Source organism: Cryobacterium roopkundense, assembly GCF_014200405.1.
Lineage (GTDB): Bacteria > Actinomycetota > Actinomycetes > Actinomycetales > Microbacteriaceae > Cryobacterium > Cryobacterium roopkundense.
Map to the genome: position 1 here is coordinate 1,765,609 of NZ_JACHBQ010000001.1, position 16,363 is coordinate 1,781,971.

Below are 16,363 nucleotides of genomic sequence, written 5' to 3' on the forward strand. Positions count from 1 at the left end.
TGGTGTTCTAGGCCTGGGCCTTGACGATGAAGTCGACAGCGTCGCCGACGGACTTGAGGTTCTTAACCTCTTCATCGGGGATCTTCACGTCGAACTTCTCTTCCGCGTTGACGACGATGGTCATCATCGAGATGGAATCGATGTCGAGGTCGTCGGTGAACGACTTGCCGAGTTCAACCGTGTCGGTTGCAATTCCGGTCTCATCGTTAATGAGCTCGGCCAGGCCGGCAAGAACTTCTTCGGTAGACAATGCCATTTTGTTTTCTCCTTGGGGGGTTGACTCGGTTGACCGAGACTTAGTTTAGAGGGAACGGGGATGTGAAAAGGACGGCGGATGCCGTGGCACCCGTGCGCTTTAGGGCAGCACGACCACCTGGGCGCCGAAGACGAGACCGGCTCCGAAGCCGATTTGGAGGGCCAGGCCCCCGCTGAGTTCGGGGTGTTCCTCGAGCAGACGGTGTGTTGCCAGCGGGATGGAAGCTGATGACGTATTGCCCGTAGTGGCGACGTCGCGCGCGATGATCACGGACTCCGGCAGCTTGAGCTGCTTGGCGAATTCGTCGATGATGCGCATGTTCGCCTGGTGGGGGATGAACGCGTCGAGCTGATCGCTCGTTATCCCAGCTTCCACCAGGGCTTTCTTCGCAACCTTTGCCATGTCCCAGACGGCCCAGCGGAAGACCGCCTGGCCTTCCTGACGCAATGTGGGCCATTCGGACTCACCGCGACGGTACTCCTGCAGCGTGTGGTTGGTGGAGATGGTGTCGGCCTTCGACCCGTCCGAACCCCACACCGTCTTGGAGATGCCGGGGAAATCACTCGGGCCGATGACAACCGCTCCTGCACCGTCGCCGAGCAGGAACGAAATGCTCCGATCGGTGGGATCTACCAGGTCTGAGAGTTTCTCTGCTCCGATGACCAGCGCGTAGTGCGCGGCGCCGGCCCGGATCAGGGCATCCGCCTGTGCGATGGCATAGGCATAACCGGCGCAGGCGGCGTTCACGTCATACGCGGCAGCAGGGTTCGCTCCGACGCGGTCGGCGACGACAGCGGAGATGGACGGGGTCTGTCGTCCGTTGCTGATCGTCGCGACGATGACGGCATCGATGAGCGCCGCGTCTATTCCGCTTCTCTCGATGGCCTCACGGGCGGCATCCGTTGCCAGGTCAACGGCCTCGATGTCCTGACTGGCACGGGTGCGCGTGATGATTCCGGTGCGCTGCTGGATCCACTCGTCGGAAGAGTCGATCGCCGCGACCAGTTCGTCGTTGGCGACCACCCGGTCGCCGCGCGCGGCACCGACGGAGAGGATACGCGTGTACTGCGATCCCTGGGACTGCTGGAGCGTTGGCTTACTCATTCATCTCTCTCTAACTCGCGACTGCGTGCAGTGCGATTCATGACTGCTGGTCGATCAGGTCGAAGGCGGCGGGCAGATCATCGGGTGTCTTGATGGCAACGCTCGGCACACCCTTGAGCCCGCGTTTGGCGAGGCCGACGAGTGCACCGGCCGGAGCGACCTCGATGATTCCGGTCACACCTGCTTCGGCGAAAGACTGCATGCACTTGTCCCACCGTACCGGCGAAGAGACCTGGCCCACGAGAAGCTCGACGAACCGCGCGCCGTCAGACACGCCGCCGCCCGTGCTGTTCGACCAGATGGGCAGTGTGGGCACGTGCGATTCCAGCGAGGTGGCGACGGCACTGAGGTGATCGACCGCCGGGCGCATGTAGCGAGTGTGGAAGGCACCCGCGACCTGTAAGGGGATGACCCTGGCGCGGGTCGGGGGGTTGGCCGCGAGCTGTGCCAAGGCGTCAAGAGCGCCGGCGACGACGATCTGGCCGCCTCCGTTGAAGTTCGCCGGTTCGAGGCCGAGCTGGGCAAGTTGTTTGAGCAGGGCGGTCTCATCGGCTCCGATGACCGCGCTCATGCCGGTTGCCTCGAGGGCTGCGGCGCTCTGCATGGCCAGGCCTCGTTCGCGGACGAAACGCAGGGCATCCGTTGCACTGAGAATTCCGGCCCCCGCGGCCGCCGTGATCTCACCGACGGAGTGACCGGCTATCCCGGCCACCCGATCGCGTCGGCCATCGGCGAGCAGCGCCTTGAGAGTGAGGAGCCCTGCTGCCACGATCAGCGGCTGCGCGATCGCGGTGTCCCTGATCGTGTCGGCGTCGCTCGTGGTTCCGTGGGCGAGCAGGTCGATGCCGACGGCGGCAGACATTTCGCTGAGATCACTTTCGAAATCGGGAACAGCGAGCCACGGTTCGAGGAACCCGGGGGTTTGGGAGCCCTGTCCAGGGCAGACGACGACTATCACCTAACTAGTCTTCCAATCTGAGTTTCGTGAGGAGCTTTGATAATCCATGAAGTATTGCGGAAAGCTTTGTGCGATTCCGCAAATGCTGCTGGTTCAGCGGCGGCGGGAGGAACCGTCGTGGTCGCTAATGGACCCCAGAATCAGGGCCGACTGCAAAATCAAGGCCTCACGGGCCCCGGTCGCATCATAACCGATGACCTCCGAGACGCGCTTGAGGCGGTAGCGCACCGTATTGGGGTGCACGAACAGCTCACGAGCCGTCGCCTCGAGGGATCGCCCATTGTCGAGGTAGCACCACAGTGTGGTCAGAAGTTCGGTGGAGTGTGCCTGAAGAGGGCGATAAATGCGATGGATGAGTGTGGCTCGAGCAAGCGGGTCACCCGCGAGTGCACGTTCCGGAAGCAGGTCGTCGGCCTGAACCGGCCGGGGTGCGTTACGCCACGATCGAGCAACAGCGAATCCCGCCAGGGCGGCCTTTGCGCTCTTGGACGCATCAACGAGGTTCGGAACCTCATGCCCCAGAACGAGATGTCCGGATCCGAAACTCGGTTCGAGCTGGACGGCGATCTCCATGAACGTCAGGGCCGCTGCGGTGCCAACGGGCTCGTCCACGTCGACCGGCGTGGGACGGGCACGCCCGATCACCAGCACCAGTCGGTTCCCCTGTACGCCGATCAGCACATCCGCTGCCATATGGCGGGCGGAACGCCGCAGCTGATCGACGTCGAGCATCTTCGGCGTCGTGCCCACGAGCACGCAGACCTCACCGTGTCCGTGCCAGCCCAGTGCAGCTATCCGGCTCGGGAGTTCGTCGTCGTATTCGCCGCTCAGAATCGAGTCGACCACCAGAGCTTCCAATCGGGCGTCCCACAACCCGCGAGCCTCTGCGGCGCGGGCGTAGACATCCGCTGCACCGAAGGCGATCTCGCGGGAGTACAGCAGGATCGCCTCCCGCAGCAGCTCGCCGCCGTCTTTCACCCTCTCCTCAACGACTTCGACAGTGACCCTGATGAGCTGGAGGGTCTGCTGCAGGCTGACGGAGCGCAGCAGCTCCCGGGGGGCAGCGCCGAAAACATCGGCCGCGATCCACGGTGTCGACCGCGGATCTTCGAACCAGGAAATGAACGAGGTGATGCCCGCCTGGGCCACGAGCCCCACGGCCGACCGCCGCCCCGGTGGCATATCGCCATACCAAGGCAGCGTGTCCTCGAGACGCTTCAGCGTCGCGGTGGACAGCTCACCGGAAATCGTTCGCAGCCAGTTAAGCGTCTGTTCCTTTGTTTTCGGCACCGGTGCCACGGTTGTCTAGCTCTCGCCCCCGGCGGAGCCGGTGGTGCCTGCCCTGACATCGTGCAGCTGGTACTTCGTGATGGCCTGACCGACCAGGCTGCGGTCAATCTCTCCGCGACGCGCCAGGAGTTCCAGAGTGCGCACAACCATCGACGGGCTGTCGATCTTGAAGAAGCGTCGTGCCGCCGGGCGGGTATCCGAGAAGCCGAAGCTGTCGGCACCGAGCGTGGCGAAGTCGCCGGGAACGAACTGGCGAATCTGATCGGGAACGGCGTGCATGAAGTCGGAGACTGCTACGAAGGGGCCAGCGGCTCCCGCGAGCTTCTCGGTGACATACGCCGTGCGAGGTTCGGCGTCGGGGTTGAGGAAATTGTGCTCGTCGGCGGCCAGGCCGTCGCGTCGCAGCTCGTTCCACGAGGTGACCGACCACACGTCGGCAGAAACTCCCCAGTCGTCGGCGAGGAGCTGCTGGGCTTCGAGCGCCCACGGCACCGCGACACCGGAGGCGAGAAGCTGTGCCTTGGGACCGCCGGTAGCTGATTCACTGACACGGTGGATTCCGCGCAGAATACCGTCGACGTCAACGTTCTCGGGTTCGACCGGCTGCACGGCAGGCTCGTTGTACACCGTGATGTAGTACATGACGTTCGGATCGGTGTGGGTGCCACCGTACATGCGCTCCAGCCCGGCGCGCACGATGTGGCCGATTTCGTACCCGTAGGCCGGGTCATAGGTCACGACTGCGGGGTTCGTCGAGGCGAGAAGGGGAGAGTGTCCGTCAGCGTGCTGCAGGCCCTCTCCGGTCAACGTCGTGCGGCCTGCCGTTGCACCGATGATGAACCCGCGGGTCATCATGTCGCCGGCGGCCCAAAATGCGTCACCGGTGCGCTGGAATCCGAACATCGAGTAGAACACGTAGACCGGGATGAGCGGTTCACCCTGAGTCGCGTACGACGTTCCCACGTTGGTGAACGCGGCGGCGGCGCCGGCCTCATTGATGCCCACGTGCAGGATCTGGCCCTGCGGGCTCTCCTTGTAGGAGAGCAACTGGGCGTGGTCCACGGAGGTGTAATGCTGTCCGTTGGGGTTGTAGATCTTCGCCGTGGGGAAGAACGCGTCGATACCGAACGTACGTGCCTCGTCGGGAATAATCGGAACGATGCGATTGCCGAAGTCCTTGGCACGCACGAGTTCCTTGAGAAGTCGCACGAAAGACATCGTTGTGGCGATCTCCTGCGTTCCGGAACCCTTCTTGGCCACGGCATACGTCTTTTCATCGGGCAAGTTGAGCTTCGTGTGCTTCGTGCGACGCTCCGGCAGATAGCCGCCGAGCGCGCGGCGGCGCTCGTGCATGTACTCGATGGCCTCGTCCTTGTCCCCGGGCGTGTAGTACGGGGGCAGGTACGGGTTTTCCTCGAGCTGGGCATCCGTGATCGGGACATGCATGCTGTCGCGGAAGGACTTGAGGTTCTCGAGGGTCATCTTCTTCATCTGGTGGGTCGCGTTGCGTCCCTCGAAGCTCGGGCCGAGGCCATAGCCCTTGATCGTCTTCGCCAGGATGACGGTGGGCTGCCCCTTGTGCTCTGACGCTGCCTTGAAGGCCGCGTAAACCTTGCGGTAGTCGTGGCCGCCGCGCTTGAGGTTCCAGACCTCGTCGTCGCTAAGGTGTTCGACAAGCTTGAGGGCACGCGGGTCCCGACCGAAGAAGTTTTCGCGCACGTAGGCGCCGCTTTCGGCCTTGTAGGTCTGGTAGTCGCCGTCGGGTGTGACGTTCATCAGGTTGATGAGCGCGCCGTCTACGTCGTTCCTGAGCAGGGCGTCCCACTCGCGACCCCAGACCACCTTGATGACGTTCCAGCCGGCACCGCGGAAGAAGCTCTCAAGCTCCTGGATGATCTTGCCGTTGCCACGCACCGGGCCGTCGAGGCGCTGGAGGTTGCAGTTGATCACGAAATTGAGGTTGTCGAGGCCTTCGTTGGCGGCCACCTGCAGCTGGCCGCGGCTTTCGACCTCGTCCATCTCGCCATCGCCCAGGAATGCCCAGACCTGCTGGTCGCTCGCATCCTTTATGCCGCGGTTGGTGAGGTAACGGTTCACCTGGGCCTGGTAAATGGCGTTGATCGGGCCGAGTCCCATGGAAACCGTGGGGAACTGCCAGAACTCGGGCATCAAGCGCGGGTGCGGGTACGACGAGATGCCGTTCGGGCCGTGCGACTTCTCCTGGCGGAATCCGTCGAGCTGATCCGTCGTCAAGCGTCCTTCTAGGAAGGCGCGGGCGTACGTTCCGGGGGAGGCGTGGCCCTGAATGAAAATCTGGTCTCCGCCGCCGGGGTGATCCTGGCCGCGGAAGAAGTGGTTGAAACCCACCTCGTAGAGCGCTGCGGACGACGCGTACGTCGCGATGTGCCCGCCGACTGCGATGCCGGGGCGCTGGGAGCGGTGCACGAGGACCGCGGCGTTCCAGCGGATCCAGGCCCGGTAGCGGCGCTCGATATCTTCATCGCCCGGAAAGTCGGGCTCGTTCTCGGTGGCGATCGTGTTGATGTAGTCGGTGGTGGGCACCATCGGTACGCCGAGGTGAAGTTCCTTGGAGCGTTTCAGCAGGCTCAGCATGATCTCGCGGCCGCGCTCGTGGCCGTGTTCGGCGACGAGCGAGTCAAGCGATTCAGACCATTCCGCGGTTTCATCCGGGTCGGCGTCGGCATTGGTCGTCGAGTACGGGTCCTGGTCGTTGACGGTCACAGTCGACCTCTCTCTGTTGTTCGCACAGCACTGTTGGTCACAGCACAGTTGGTCGAGCCGCGCAGTCGGCAGCTCGCATGTGATTCGGTGTGCCAGCAGAGGACGGGTCGGATTGCGACCATCGGCACCTCGCAAGCCTACAGATTCTCCGTGCGATATGCGCGCCGGGACACACGCGGGGTTAGGCTGAAGGATTGTTACTCCCGCGAAGATTCGCGGCGGAAGGGAAGCGCACCATGGCTCTTGAGAATGACACTCAGGCACCTGATTTCGAGCTCGTCAACCAATTCGGTGAGAGTATTCAGCTCAGCCAGTTCCGCGGGACCAAATCCGTTGCTCTGGTCTTCTTTCCGCTGGCCTTTTCCGGCATCTGCAGTGGCGAGCTGTGCGAACTGCGCGACAATCTCTCCCTCTTCGCGGACAGCGAGGTCGAAGTCATCGGTGTTTCCGTGGATTCCAAGCACGCCCTGCGCGTGTGGGGGGAGCAGGAGGGATACACATTCAACCTGCTCGCCGACTTCTGGCCGCACGGCGGCGTGGCCAAGGAATACGGCGTTTTCCTCGAGGAGAAGGGCTTCGCCAATCGGGCGACATTCCTGATCGACCAGCGGGGCATCATTCGTGCGAGTTTCATTACCGCGCCCGGTGAGGCCCGTTCGCTCGACGCCTACAAGGCGGCGCTCGAAGAACTCCAGCCCGCCTGACTGCGCGCAGGCGCGTCGAGGAGACTGTAGGCTAAGTACGTACCTGCCCGTGAGACCACGTGCTGCAGGGGCCTTTAGCTCAGTTGGTAGAGCGCCACGTTTACACCGTGGATGTCATCGGTTCGAGCCCGGTAGGGCCCACACTATTACTGCCCAATCAGAGTTTCAAAAAGAAGGGAGCCATGCGTTGTCGCGTGACTCCCTTACTAACTTAGTGATCTAGGTGGCCGCAGGATTCCCCTTGACGGACGTCGGCCGTGATCCATGCCGGTGCACCCACCGGCGCAGCAGCATCCGTTCAATGAGCGACCAGGTGGCAGAGACACCGAGGTAGAGCGCGGCGGCGAGGGGAACGATGGCCGCGAACCCGACCGTGATCAGCGGGAGCCAACTCAGCGCGCTCAGGGTCGTTGAGGGCGCGCCGAGCGTGGGCGCCACGCGCAGCATCCACCAGCGCGAGAGCAGAACAACGAGGCTGGTTGCGATCAGCAGCAGCGCGGGAACCGCGATGCCGAGCGCCGAGCCGCCCTGCACAATCAGTGCGGCGGGGCTGATGCCGAGCGCGCTACCGAACAACGTGTGGCCGAGCAACTCATTGGGATGGCCGCTGATCGTCGGCAGCACGAACAACCCGTAGACGACAGAGAGCACCGGGGCTTGCAGTAACAGTGGCAGGCAGCCGGCGAGCGGGGAAGCGCCCTCCGTTTCATAGAGCCCCAGGGTTTCGCGTTGCAGGCGTTCTTTATCAGCGCCGTGGCGCCGGCGCAGCTCAAGCAGGTGCGGAGCGAGGCGTTCTCGGGTGTGTTGCGCCCGAGCCTGCGACAGCCCGACGGGGATCAGCAGGAGGCGAACCAGAATGGTGAGCGCCACGATGGCCAGAGCCGCCGCGTTCGCTCCGGCAAGCGGAAACAGGGCGACGGCGAGGCCCTGGAGGAATTGATAAGCGACGTTGAGCGCCGCGGCGATTGGTGCGAAGGCATAGATATTCATGAAAAGCTCCCATGCGAGATACGGATATGTGGACCGTATGGTCGCGGGGAGCACACTCGTGCCCCGGTCAGGGGCGAGAAAGGACTCTAGGCGACCGCGAGAGCGCGGCCGGGAGCCCGTGCCTGCGGCTTACCGGGGGCATCCGGAACGCTTTGGCGAATACTGAGCGCAAGTTCGGGTGCGGCGAGCGGCTGCGGCCGCACGGAGCCCAGCAGCAAGGCAACCAGCGTGCCGAGCACCTCGCGAACGGATGCCGCGGCCACCGTCGCGACCGCCAACAGGGCGAACACCGCGAGCAGGGCTCCGTCGCCGCCGCCTGAAGCGGTCTCCAGCGAGGCTGCCCCCAGAGCGAGGACAACGCTGAGGCATTGCAGCAGCGGTACTCCCAGCCGGCGCATGGCGCTCTCCTCGTCTCGTGTTGGCTCGAGACTAGCAAAGCCCAGACTCACTTGGTGGTTGTGGGCGAAACGAGCGGGTAGAGCTGGTCTCGCGGGGCACCTGGCACGACTCCTTGCTGGTCTTGACCGCTCAGGACGAGGACGGGGGCTGACGGCGGGCCGCAATCGACATGTGACGCGCAGCTCGCCATGCTCGGCTAGAGTCGTAAACAGGCAGACCAATCTGGGTGTCTTGAGTAGGTGAGGCGTTGGTCTTCCAGCGGCAGGATTCGCCACCATCCCGGATTTTCTCGGAAGCCCAGCCCGACGACATGATTGTGGGGGCCATCTATGGCAGGACGCCAGCCATTCGGTGTTGCCATCGATCAGCTGTCGCGTGCCCACGAACAGAGCAGCAGCCTCTGCGATCCGTTTCTGACCGTGGTGCCGGTAGATGGCGCGGTGGTGTCCACCTTCGGTGCGCCCTTTGGCGCTGAAACCGTGTGCGCGAGCGACCAGAAGTCCGCTCGGTTCGACGAACTGCAGTTGGACCTCGGAGAGGGTCCGGGCTGGGATGCCCTGAGAACTGGGCTCCCCGTTGCCGTGCACGACATTCGTTCGGGTACGGAATCCCTCTGGCCGGCTCTCCTGAGCGCTGTGGGCGGCGTGGGGATTCGGGGCGTGAGCGCATTTCCTCTCATGATGGGGTCGCTGATGATCGGTGCCGTCGGCCTGTATTCGTGGAATCCCGGCACTCTGACGCCCCCCGAACGGCTCGATGCGTCCATGCTCGCCAGCATCGTCGCCAAACAAGTCCTGCGCCGCGCGCTGAACGCACAGACGTTTACGTCCCCCGAAGGGGATAATGAGAGTTATTCGCGACGTGTCGTGCATCAGGCGACCGGCATGGTTTTGGCTCAGCTCAACCTGTCGGCCGCGGATGCGTTGCTGATTATTCACGGGCATGCTTTCTCGAATGGTCGCACCGTTCGGGACGTGGCAGCCGATGTAGTGGCACGACGACTGGATCTCTCGTCGCTGCTGGATTCGTAAGATTGGATTATGGTGCCCCAGACACGTGAAGGTCAGTTGTTGGAGACCTTTGTTACCCTCGCCGACACACTCGTAGCGGACTACGACGTCGTTGACCTGTTGTGCACACTCGTAGACAAGTGCGCAGCACTGCTTGAGGCGGCCGCTGCCGGCATTATCCTCTCGGCCGGGGACGGTCAACTCGAGGTGGTGGCGTCGACTAATGAGCGCAGCCGGTTGGTCGAACTCTTGCAGCTGCGGGCAGGAAGCGGGCCGTGCGTCGAGAGTTTTCTGACGGGTCGGGCCGTTGCCGTTCCCGACATTGACACTGTCGGCGAGGTGTGGCCCCGATTCCGCGCCGGTGCTCTCGAGCAGGGGTTCGCGTCAATGCATGCCGTGCCGCTGCGCCTGCGGGCAACGACGATCGGGTCTCTCAACCTGTTCTGGGAACGCACGGGCGGATTGAGCGAAGCCGATATCAATACGGTCCAAGCTCTCGCGGATGTGGCCACCATCGGTATCCTGCAGGAACGCGCTATTCGCGAGAGCGACATCGTGCGCCAACAACTGCAGCGGGCCCTGAACAGTCGCGTGCTCATCGAGCAGGCCAAGGGAGTTCTGGCCTACACCCACGACGTTCACATGGGCGATGCCTTCGACCTGATCAGGGACTACGCGCGCAAGAATGGGATTCCCCTGGCCGATGTCGCCGAGCAGATCGTCAATCGCGCACTGTCCCTGTAGAGCATTCCCGTCACGCACGTTCCGTGCACGGAACGGTGCCCGCACGGAGCGGTACCTGTAGGACCCTCTCCGTACTCACGGGCAAGTCTCGAAATAATCTCAGTTTTCCCGAGAACCCCCAATCGAGGGTGAGTTGCGGCGTACACTGTTGTAAGCCACCCCAGACCCCGGTAGCGCTCAATTTCGTGGGCTTGCTAGGGGACATAATGAAGAATTTGTACTATCCGGGCGGTTCCGTCGTCACGGGAAGTGCTCTCGCTGACGCCATCATGGTGTACGCCGAAGCGTTGTGTAATCGGCGTCAGGTCGACGTTGTCGACATCCCCGTTGTCGGAGCCGACGGCCAATTGCTGAGGGCGCAGTTTCTGATCGGTGCGGCCAGCCAATTGGTCAGCGTGACGGCGGTGTCACTCCTGCCCGAGCTGGTCGAACCGGAAACACTCGACTTCCTCAATCGGAAGGCTCAGTCCGGAGCTATGATTCCTGCGGCCTGGACCCGTGAAGACCCTGCCCCGGCACAGTTCGACGAATTCGATTACTAGCTCGCCGGGCGGGCGTGTGTAATCGACGCCCGGCGTAGCGTCACCGGTAGGCTGAACCCGTGCCTTTTTCGCTTGCCGACGTCTCCCGTGTGGCCCATGACCTCTGGCCGCTGTCCGGAGCGGAAGCGTGGGACGCACCCGGGTTGACCTCGGGCAGTCTCGATCGCCCCGTCGCCTCTATCCACCTCGCCGTCGATGCGGTCGCGGGCACCGTGGATGAGGCCATCGCGGCCGGAACCGACCTTCTTCTTGTGCACCATCCTCTTCTTCTTCGAGGACTCACCTCGGTGGCGGAAGACCGGTATAAGGGCGCACTCCTGAGCCGACTCATTCGCGCGGATTGCGCCCTGCTGGCGGTTCACACGAATGCGGATGTCGTGACCGACGGGGTGTCGGACATTCTCGCCTTACTTCTCGGCTTGACCGGCGTGCAGCCGATCGTTCCGGGTGGTACTGCCCATATCGGTCTGGGCAGGGTCGGACAGCTCGTTGAGCCGATGACGCTCGGCCACCTCGCGCACGTTCTCGGCCGCCTGCTGCCGGCCACGGCATCGGGCATTCGAGTGGCGGGCGATTATCAGGCAGTCGTGCGCAGGGTTGCCCTGTGCGGTGGAGCGGGCGACTCCCTTCTGCGCGAGGCACAGGTTCTTGGATCCGACGTGTACATCACCTCCGATCTCCGGCACCACCCGGCTTCAGAGGCCCGGGAACAGGCTCGACTCTCCGTCGCGGGCACCCCTGCACTCATCGATGTCTCGCACTGGGCCAGCGAATGGCTCTGGCTCGATGGCGCTGCGGCCCAGCTCCGGGCGGCGTTGCCCGGGGTCCAGGTGACAGTCAGCGATCTCAACACCGATCCCTGGGACTTCGTCGTCATGCCGTGAGCGTGCCCCTCATTACTCTTCATCCCATCAATTACACACACGCAAAGGTCAGGACATCGTGAAGGCATCTCCACTCCAGCAGAAGGAGCTCCTGCGGCTCCAGGCCCTCGATATCAAGGTTGTGCAGGTGACGCACCAGACCTCGTCGCTGCCGCAGCTGTCGGAGCTGACGCTTCTGCAGCGCGAAGCGGATGCCGTCCGGGCCAAGATGACGAGGGAGGGTGGTGCCCTCGACGACGTGCGCACGGAACTGGGTCGCATCGAATCCGATGTTGCCGTCGTCGAAAAGCGCATAGCTCGTGACACAGATCGGGCCCAGCACACGTCTTCGATCAAAGATGTCCAGGCCTTGGAAACCGAGCTCACGGCGCTCCGCAAGCGTCTTTTCGACCTTGAGGAGATCGAGATTGCCGTAATGGAACGCCTCGAGGAGCACGAAGCGTCCGTTGCGGTCGTCGTTGCGGAGCGCGAGGCTCTGGCCGCGCGGATTCTCGCCGCCGAAACGGCTCGAGACGAGTCCCTGGAAGACCTCGACCGGCAGCTCGGCGAGCTTCGCCGCGATCGAGTCACCGTTGCGGCCACAATCGACGAAGAGTTGGTGGCTCTCTACGAGAAGCGCCGTGTCACCGGCCGCGGAAACGCGGCGGCACTCTTGCGTGCGCGCACCTGCAACGGGTGCACCATGACACTCACCGGAAACGACCTCGCCGAGGTCCGCCAGGCCGCTGCCGACGAAGTGCTGTTCTGCCCGGACTGCGGCGCCATTCTCGTTCGCACGGACGAATCCGGCATTTAGCCCTCGCCGGGAACGGTAAGCTTAGTATCCGGAATGGGTCGGCAAGACGGTCGCGTCATCTGAGTGTTTCCGGGATTCGTTTCGGGGACAGCGGGTGCCGAGGAACGTCCGGGCTCCACAGAGCAGGATGGTGGGTAACACCCACCCGGGGTAACCCGCGAGACAGTGCCACAGAAAGTAGACCGCCACCGGGCCGGGCCTTCGGGTTTGGGTTGGAGGTAAGGGTGAAACGGTGGTGTAAGAGACCACCAGAGGCCAGGGTGACCTGGTCGGCTAGGTAAACCTCGTCCGGAGCAAGGTCAGACAGAAAGCGCCAAGGCTGCTCGCCGAGCTTTCGGGTAGACCGCTAGAGGGCTGCGGCAACGTAGTCCCAAGATAGATGGCCGTCCACGGCACTTCGGTGCCGAGACAGAACCCGGCGTATCAGCCGGCCCATTCCACCCCCTGCATCGGCGCCTCTCACGGGCAGCTCCACTCGTATAATTTCTCCGGGCGCCCGGCCTGGCCGTATTTTTGGGTGATCGTCGCCTGGTCCTGGGTCACGAGAAATTCCAGGTACCGGCGGGCGCTTACCCGAGCCAGGCCCAACTCTCCCGCCACCGCGGCAGCAGACGATCCCGACGTGGCCGCGCGAAGCGCCGCCGTTACGGCGTCCAGAGTGGTGGGAGACAGACCCTTGGAGAGCTCCGCTGAGCCTCGTGGCACGTCGGGTTTCGGTCGTGGTCGGAGCATCTCATCGATTCCTGCTTGGTCAAGCGGACGTGCATGCCCGTTGTGACGCTCTCGCAGGGTCAGCCGGTGCTGCACATACTGATCGAGGCGATCCAGCAGCACGGCCGAGGCGAACGGCTTCACGAGATAGTGCATCACCCCGCCGGCCATCGCAGCCCGAACCGTCTCCAGCTCGCGCGCGGCCGTGATGGCAATGATGTCCACGGGGTCACCGGGGAGGAGGCGGGCAGCCCGCAACACATCGATTCCCGAGATATCGGGCAGGTGTATGTCGAGGAGCACTAGGTCCGGGCGCTTCGTCGAGATGAGCTCCAGACCTTCCGTCCCGGTCGTGGCCACCCCCACGACATCAAAGCCGCCGTGGGCCAGGAGGAAGCCGGTGTGAATACCGGCGATGTGACGGTCATCGTCGATGATGACCGTGCGGAGCAGTTTCATCTGAGAGAGTTCTCCTGGGTTGGTGGACGGACAGGCAAATCCAGCGCGGAGTCGAATCGTACGGTAAATTCTGCGCCGTTATCGGCGGAATCCCCTGCGCAGGCGAAACCGTGCCGACGGCGGGCAACGCGGCTCACGAGGGCCAGCCCGAACCCCCGCCCTCCTGGGTGCGTGGCATCCTTCGACGACAACCCCGGTTGAAAGATTCGCAGACGATCGGCCTCAGCCACGCCGGGGCCGTCGTCGCTGACCGTGAAGTCGATCTGCTCCCGCCACGAGCGAATACTCACATGAACGCGACCCCCTGAACCCACGGCATCGATTGCATTGTCGACGAGGTTTCCGAGCACAGTCACAGAGTCCGTTGTTCCGTCAGGGGCCAGCACGGAATCGGCGTCGACCACCAGGGTGATGCCCTTCTCAGCGCTGATCGTGCTCTTGGCCATCAGCAAGCTCGCCACGTCTGGATCGGTGATGCCGGGAGCGAGTCCTCCCGAGATCACCGAGCCGCCGTGACCCGATCGAGAGATGAAGTCTACGGCCTGCTCTATTCGACCCAGTTCGACGAGTCCGGAGATGACGTGCATCTTGTTGGAGAACTCGTGGGCCTGGGCACGCAGGGCGGCTGTCACATCACGTGCGCCGTCCAGATCGCTAAGAAGTTGATGCAGCTCGGTGCGGTCGCGGAGAATGATGACCCGGCCCACGAGCCGCCCATCCACCACGGCATCGCTCGCCCGGGCCAGTAAGACGCGCTCGCCCACCAGAATCGTCTCGTCGGCGTCGCTACCGCTCTTCAGAAGCCGCGCAAGATCCACACCGAGCACAGCAGCGGCCGGTCGTCCCACGACATCGCCTGGGGCCGCCAGGAGCCTGCGGGCTTCGTCGTTGAGCAGGGCAATGTTTGCCGAGGCATCAATGGCGGCCACCCCTTCGCCGATTCCATGGAGCATGGCGTCCCGGGTTTCCAGGAGGGCCGCGATCTGTTCGGGTTCGAGGCGATAGATTCGCCGCCAGGCCAGACGCGACACGTAGATGGCCCCCGCTGTTCCCACCAGCGCGGCACCGACGAGCCACAGGAGCAATTCGGGCAGAACTTCGCGCAGGTCGGTGGTGAGTGTGGCCTCCAGGATGCCCACAGAAGCCATACCGATAATGGTGCCGCCACCGTCGTAGATGGGAAGTTTGACCCGCCAGGATTCTCCCAGGGTGCCGGTTTGCGTGCCGACGTAGGGACGACCGGAGAGTGCAATGGAGGGATCGGTGGAGGTGGGTTTGCCGATGAGAGCGGGATTGGGATGCGAATACCGGATGCCGGCATCATCGGTGACGACAACATAGGTCACGTTGGTGGCTTCAGCAATCAACTCGGCGATCGGCTGGATGGTGGCGCTGGGGTCCGGGTCGTCGAAGGCCTGCACGATCGCCGGCAGCTCGGCAACGGACTGAGCCACAGTGACCATCCGCGCCTCGTACGCGGAACGGATCTGCTTCTCCTGCACGCGGACGGCCACCGAACCGGCCACCAGGACGACGATCAGCACGATGAGGAGCTGCAGGAAGAACAACTGCGTTCTCAGCGACATCGACTGGATCATTTCCCCATTCTCACACGAGACTCCCAGCCGACCTGTTCGGATGGGCCAGGGACCGGAGACTTCCTGACCGAAAAGACCAGAATGTGCACTATGACCGAATTCTTCCGTCGACCCGCACGCGTCTCTACGCTGGGATCCTGCGCAAGGATGCGCATCACACCGATGTGAGGAAATACCATGAAGCTCGACCCAATGACGCGTCGCTCGGCCTATGCCGTCGCTGCCGCGGCATCCGTGATTCTGCTGGCTGCCTGCAGCACGACGGCCGCCGACACCTCGTCGTCTACCGGCATCGACACACTCAACATCGTCGTTCCGGCCGACCCGGGCGGTGGGTGGGACCAGACCGGCCGCGCCATCGAGAAGGACCTGCAGACCAACAACCTCGTGACGAGCGCCTCGGTCGTCAATATCGGCGGGGCCGGCGGCACGAACGGCCTGGCATCGTTGAAGACCGAAAAGGACATGAACACTCTCCTGGTTATGGGTTACGTCATGGTCGGTGCCGTGGAGACCAACAATTCAGCGAATCGCATCGAAGACACCACACCGATCGCGCGGCTCACAGACGAACCGCTCGTCGTGGTCGTTCCCGAGAACTCGCCATACGAAACCATTGACGACCTGCTGGCCGACATCAATGCGCAGGGCCAGGGAGTATCGATCACGGGCGGTTCCGCGGGCGGTGCGGACCACATCTTGGGGGGAATGATGCTCAAGGCCGAGGGAATCAGTGCCGACAAGCTCAACTACATCCCGTATTCCGGCGGCGGCGAGTCGCTCGCAGCACTGTTGGGCAACAAGGTCAACGCGGGTATCTCCGGAGTCGGGGAATACGCCGAACAGGTCAAGGCGGGCAAGCTGCGAGCCCTGGCCGTTTCGGGCTCTGATGCCGCCCCGCAGCTCCCCGACGTCGAGACGTTGACCGACCAGGGCATCGACGTGGTGCTGACCAACTGGCGCGGCGTCGTAGCCCCCGGCACGATTGACGCTGCCCAGGCGCAAAAGCTCACGAAGTTGATGGAAGACCTGCACGCGAGCGACACCTGGAAGAGCACCCTGTCCGACAACAACTGGGCGGACGCCTTCATGATCGGCGACGAGTTTGCGACCTTCCTGACCGACGACATCGCCACCGTCAAGGTCACCCTGAAAGACATCGGTCTGCTGCAGTAG

Annotated in this window: 16 protein-coding genes, 1 tRNA gene and 1 other RNA gene; 9 read left to right on the top strand and 9 right to left on the bottom strand. The window is 63.4% G+C overall.

The window, feature by feature from the left end; genetic code table 11:
- Nucleotides 1-7 precede the first annotated feature (7 nt).
- The 5 genes from BJ997_RS08270 to aceE form a co-directional block, all read right to left on the bottom strand.
- Nucleotides 8-256 carry an acyl carrier protein gene (locus tag BJ997_RS08270; protein ID WP_035836506.1) on the bottom strand — a complete coding sequence of 83 codons (249 nt, stop codon included), beginning with the start codon at nucleotides 254-256 and terminating at the stop codon, nucleotides 8-10.
- Between the two features lie 99 nt (nucleotides 257-355).
- Nucleotides 356-1,360, bottom strand: a complete 1,005-nt coding sequence (locus BJ997_RS08275) for a beta-ketoacyl-ACP synthase III (protein ID WP_035836507.1) — start codon at nucleotides 1,358-1,360, stop codon at nucleotides 356-358.
- Between the two features lie 37 nt (nucleotides 1,361-1,397).
- Nucleotides 1,398-2,318, bottom strand: a complete 921-nt coding sequence (locus BJ997_RS08280; protein ID WP_035836508.1) for an ACP S-malonyltransferase — start codon at nucleotides 2,316-2,318, stop codon at nucleotides 1,398-1,400.
- A 93-nt stretch (nucleotides 2,319-2,411) separates the two neighbouring features.
- Complete coding sequence (locus BJ997_RS08285; RefSeq protein ID WP_152602166.1) at nucleotides 2,412-3,608, bottom strand: PucR family transcriptional regulator; 1,197 nt, start codon at nucleotides 3,606-3,608, stop codon at nucleotides 2,412-2,414.
- A 15-nt stretch (nucleotides 3,609-3,623) separates the two neighbouring features.
- Nucleotides 3,624-6,350: a pyruvate dehydrogenase (acetyl-transferring), homodimeric type gene (aceE, locus tag BJ997_RS08290; protein ID WP_035836510.1), complete on the bottom strand. Its 2,727-nt coding sequence runs from the start codon at nucleotides 6,348-6,350 to the stop codon at nucleotides 3,624-3,626.
- Nucleotides 6,351-6,586: 236 nt separating this feature from the next.
- On the opposite strand from aceE, the gene BJ997_RS08295 reads away from it, so the two are divergent.
- The gene (locus BJ997_RS08295; protein ID WP_035836511.1) at nucleotides 6,587-7,054 is read left to right on the top strand and encodes a peroxiredoxin; all 468 of its coding nucleotides are present in this window, start codon (nucleotides 6,587-6,589) and stop codon (nucleotides 7,052-7,054) included.
- A gap of 68 nt (nucleotides 7,055-7,122) precedes the next feature.
- Nucleotides 7,123-7,195: transfer RNA gene (locus BJ997_RS08300), tRNA-Val, on the top strand.
- 78 nt (nucleotides 7,196-7,273) lie between these two features.
- On the opposite strand, the gene BJ997_RS08305 is transcribed toward BJ997_RS08300, so the two are convergent.
- Complete coding sequence (locus BJ997_RS08305) at nucleotides 7,274-8,044, bottom strand: YidC/Oxa1 family membrane protein insertase (protein WP_035836512.1); 771 nt, start codon at nucleotides 8,042-8,044, stop codon at nucleotides 7,274-7,276.
- Nucleotides 8,045-8,130: 86 nt separating this feature from the next.
- Nucleotides 8,131-8,442 carry a DUF6412 domain-containing protein gene (locus BJ997_RS08310; protein ID WP_035836513.1) on the bottom strand — a complete coding sequence of 104 codons (312 nt, stop codon included), beginning with the start codon at nucleotides 8,440-8,442 and terminating at the stop codon, nucleotides 8,131-8,133.
- Nucleotides 8,443-8,772: 330 nt separating this feature from the next.
- On the opposite strand from BJ997_RS08310, the gene BJ997_RS08315 reads away from it, so the two are divergent.
- From BJ997_RS08315 to rnpB, 6 genes are all read left to right on the top strand, one after another.
- On the top strand, nucleotides 8,773-9,474 hold the full coding sequence (locus BJ997_RS08315; RefSeq protein ID WP_035836514.1) for a GAF and ANTAR domain-containing protein: 702 nt from the start codon (nucleotides 8,773-8,775) through the stop codon (nucleotides 9,472-9,474).
- A 9-nt stretch (nucleotides 9,475-9,483) separates the two neighbouring features.
- Nucleotides 9,484-10,197, top strand: coding sequence for a GAF and ANTAR domain-containing protein (locus BJ997_RS08320; RefSeq protein ID WP_035836515.1), 714 nt, complete (start codon nucleotides 9,484-9,486; stop codon nucleotides 10,195-10,197).
- Between the two features lie 206 nt (nucleotides 10,198-10,403).
- Complete coding sequence (locus BJ997_RS08325; protein ID WP_035836516.1) at nucleotides 10,404-10,739, top strand: hypothetical protein; 336 nt, start codon at nucleotides 10,404-10,406, stop codon at nucleotides 10,737-10,739.
- 59 nt (nucleotides 10,740-10,798) lie between these two features.
- A complete protein-coding gene (locus BJ997_RS08330; RefSeq protein WP_035836517.1) occupies nucleotides 10,799-11,623 on the top strand; it encodes a Nif3-like dinuclear metal center hexameric protein in 825 nt (274 codons plus the stop codon).
- A gap of 58 nt (nucleotides 11,624-11,681) precedes the next feature.
- Nucleotides 11,682-12,419, top strand: coding sequence for a zinc ribbon domain-containing protein (locus BJ997_RS08335; RefSeq protein ID WP_035836518.1), 738 nt, complete (start codon nucleotides 11,682-11,684; stop codon nucleotides 12,417-12,419).
- A gap of 34 nt (nucleotides 12,420-12,453) precedes the next feature.
- Nucleotides 12,454-12,858: RNase P RNA component class A (gene rnpB / locus BJ997_RS08340), an RNA gene on the top strand.
- Nucleotides 12,859-12,878: 20 nt separating this feature from the next.
- Here rnpB and BJ997_RS08345 read toward each other — a convergent pair.
- Together BJ997_RS08345 and BJ997_RS08350 are read right to left on the bottom strand one after the other, a co-directional pair.
- Nucleotides 12,879-13,589 carry a response regulator gene (locus tag BJ997_RS08345; protein WP_052542209.1) on the bottom strand — a complete coding sequence of 237 codons (711 nt, stop codon included), beginning with the start codon at nucleotides 13,587-13,589 and terminating at the stop codon, nucleotides 12,879-12,881.
- Nucleotides 13,586-15,175, bottom strand: coding sequence for an ATP-binding protein (locus BJ997_RS08350; RefSeq protein WP_244962581.1), 1,590 nt, complete (start codon nucleotides 15,173-15,175; stop codon nucleotides 13,586-13,588). Before BJ997_RS08350 ends, BJ997_RS08345 begins: the two co-directional genes overlap by 4 nt.
- A gap of 189 nt (nucleotides 15,176-15,364) precedes the next feature.
- Here BJ997_RS08350 and BJ997_RS08355 point away from each other — a divergent pair, with 189 nt between their 5' ends.
- Nucleotides 15,365-16,363 carry a Bug family tripartite tricarboxylate transporter substrate binding protein gene (locus BJ997_RS08355; RefSeq protein ID WP_035836519.1) on the top strand — a complete coding sequence of 333 codons (999 nt, stop codon included), beginning with the start codon at nucleotides 15,365-15,367 and terminating at the stop codon, nucleotides 16,361-16,363.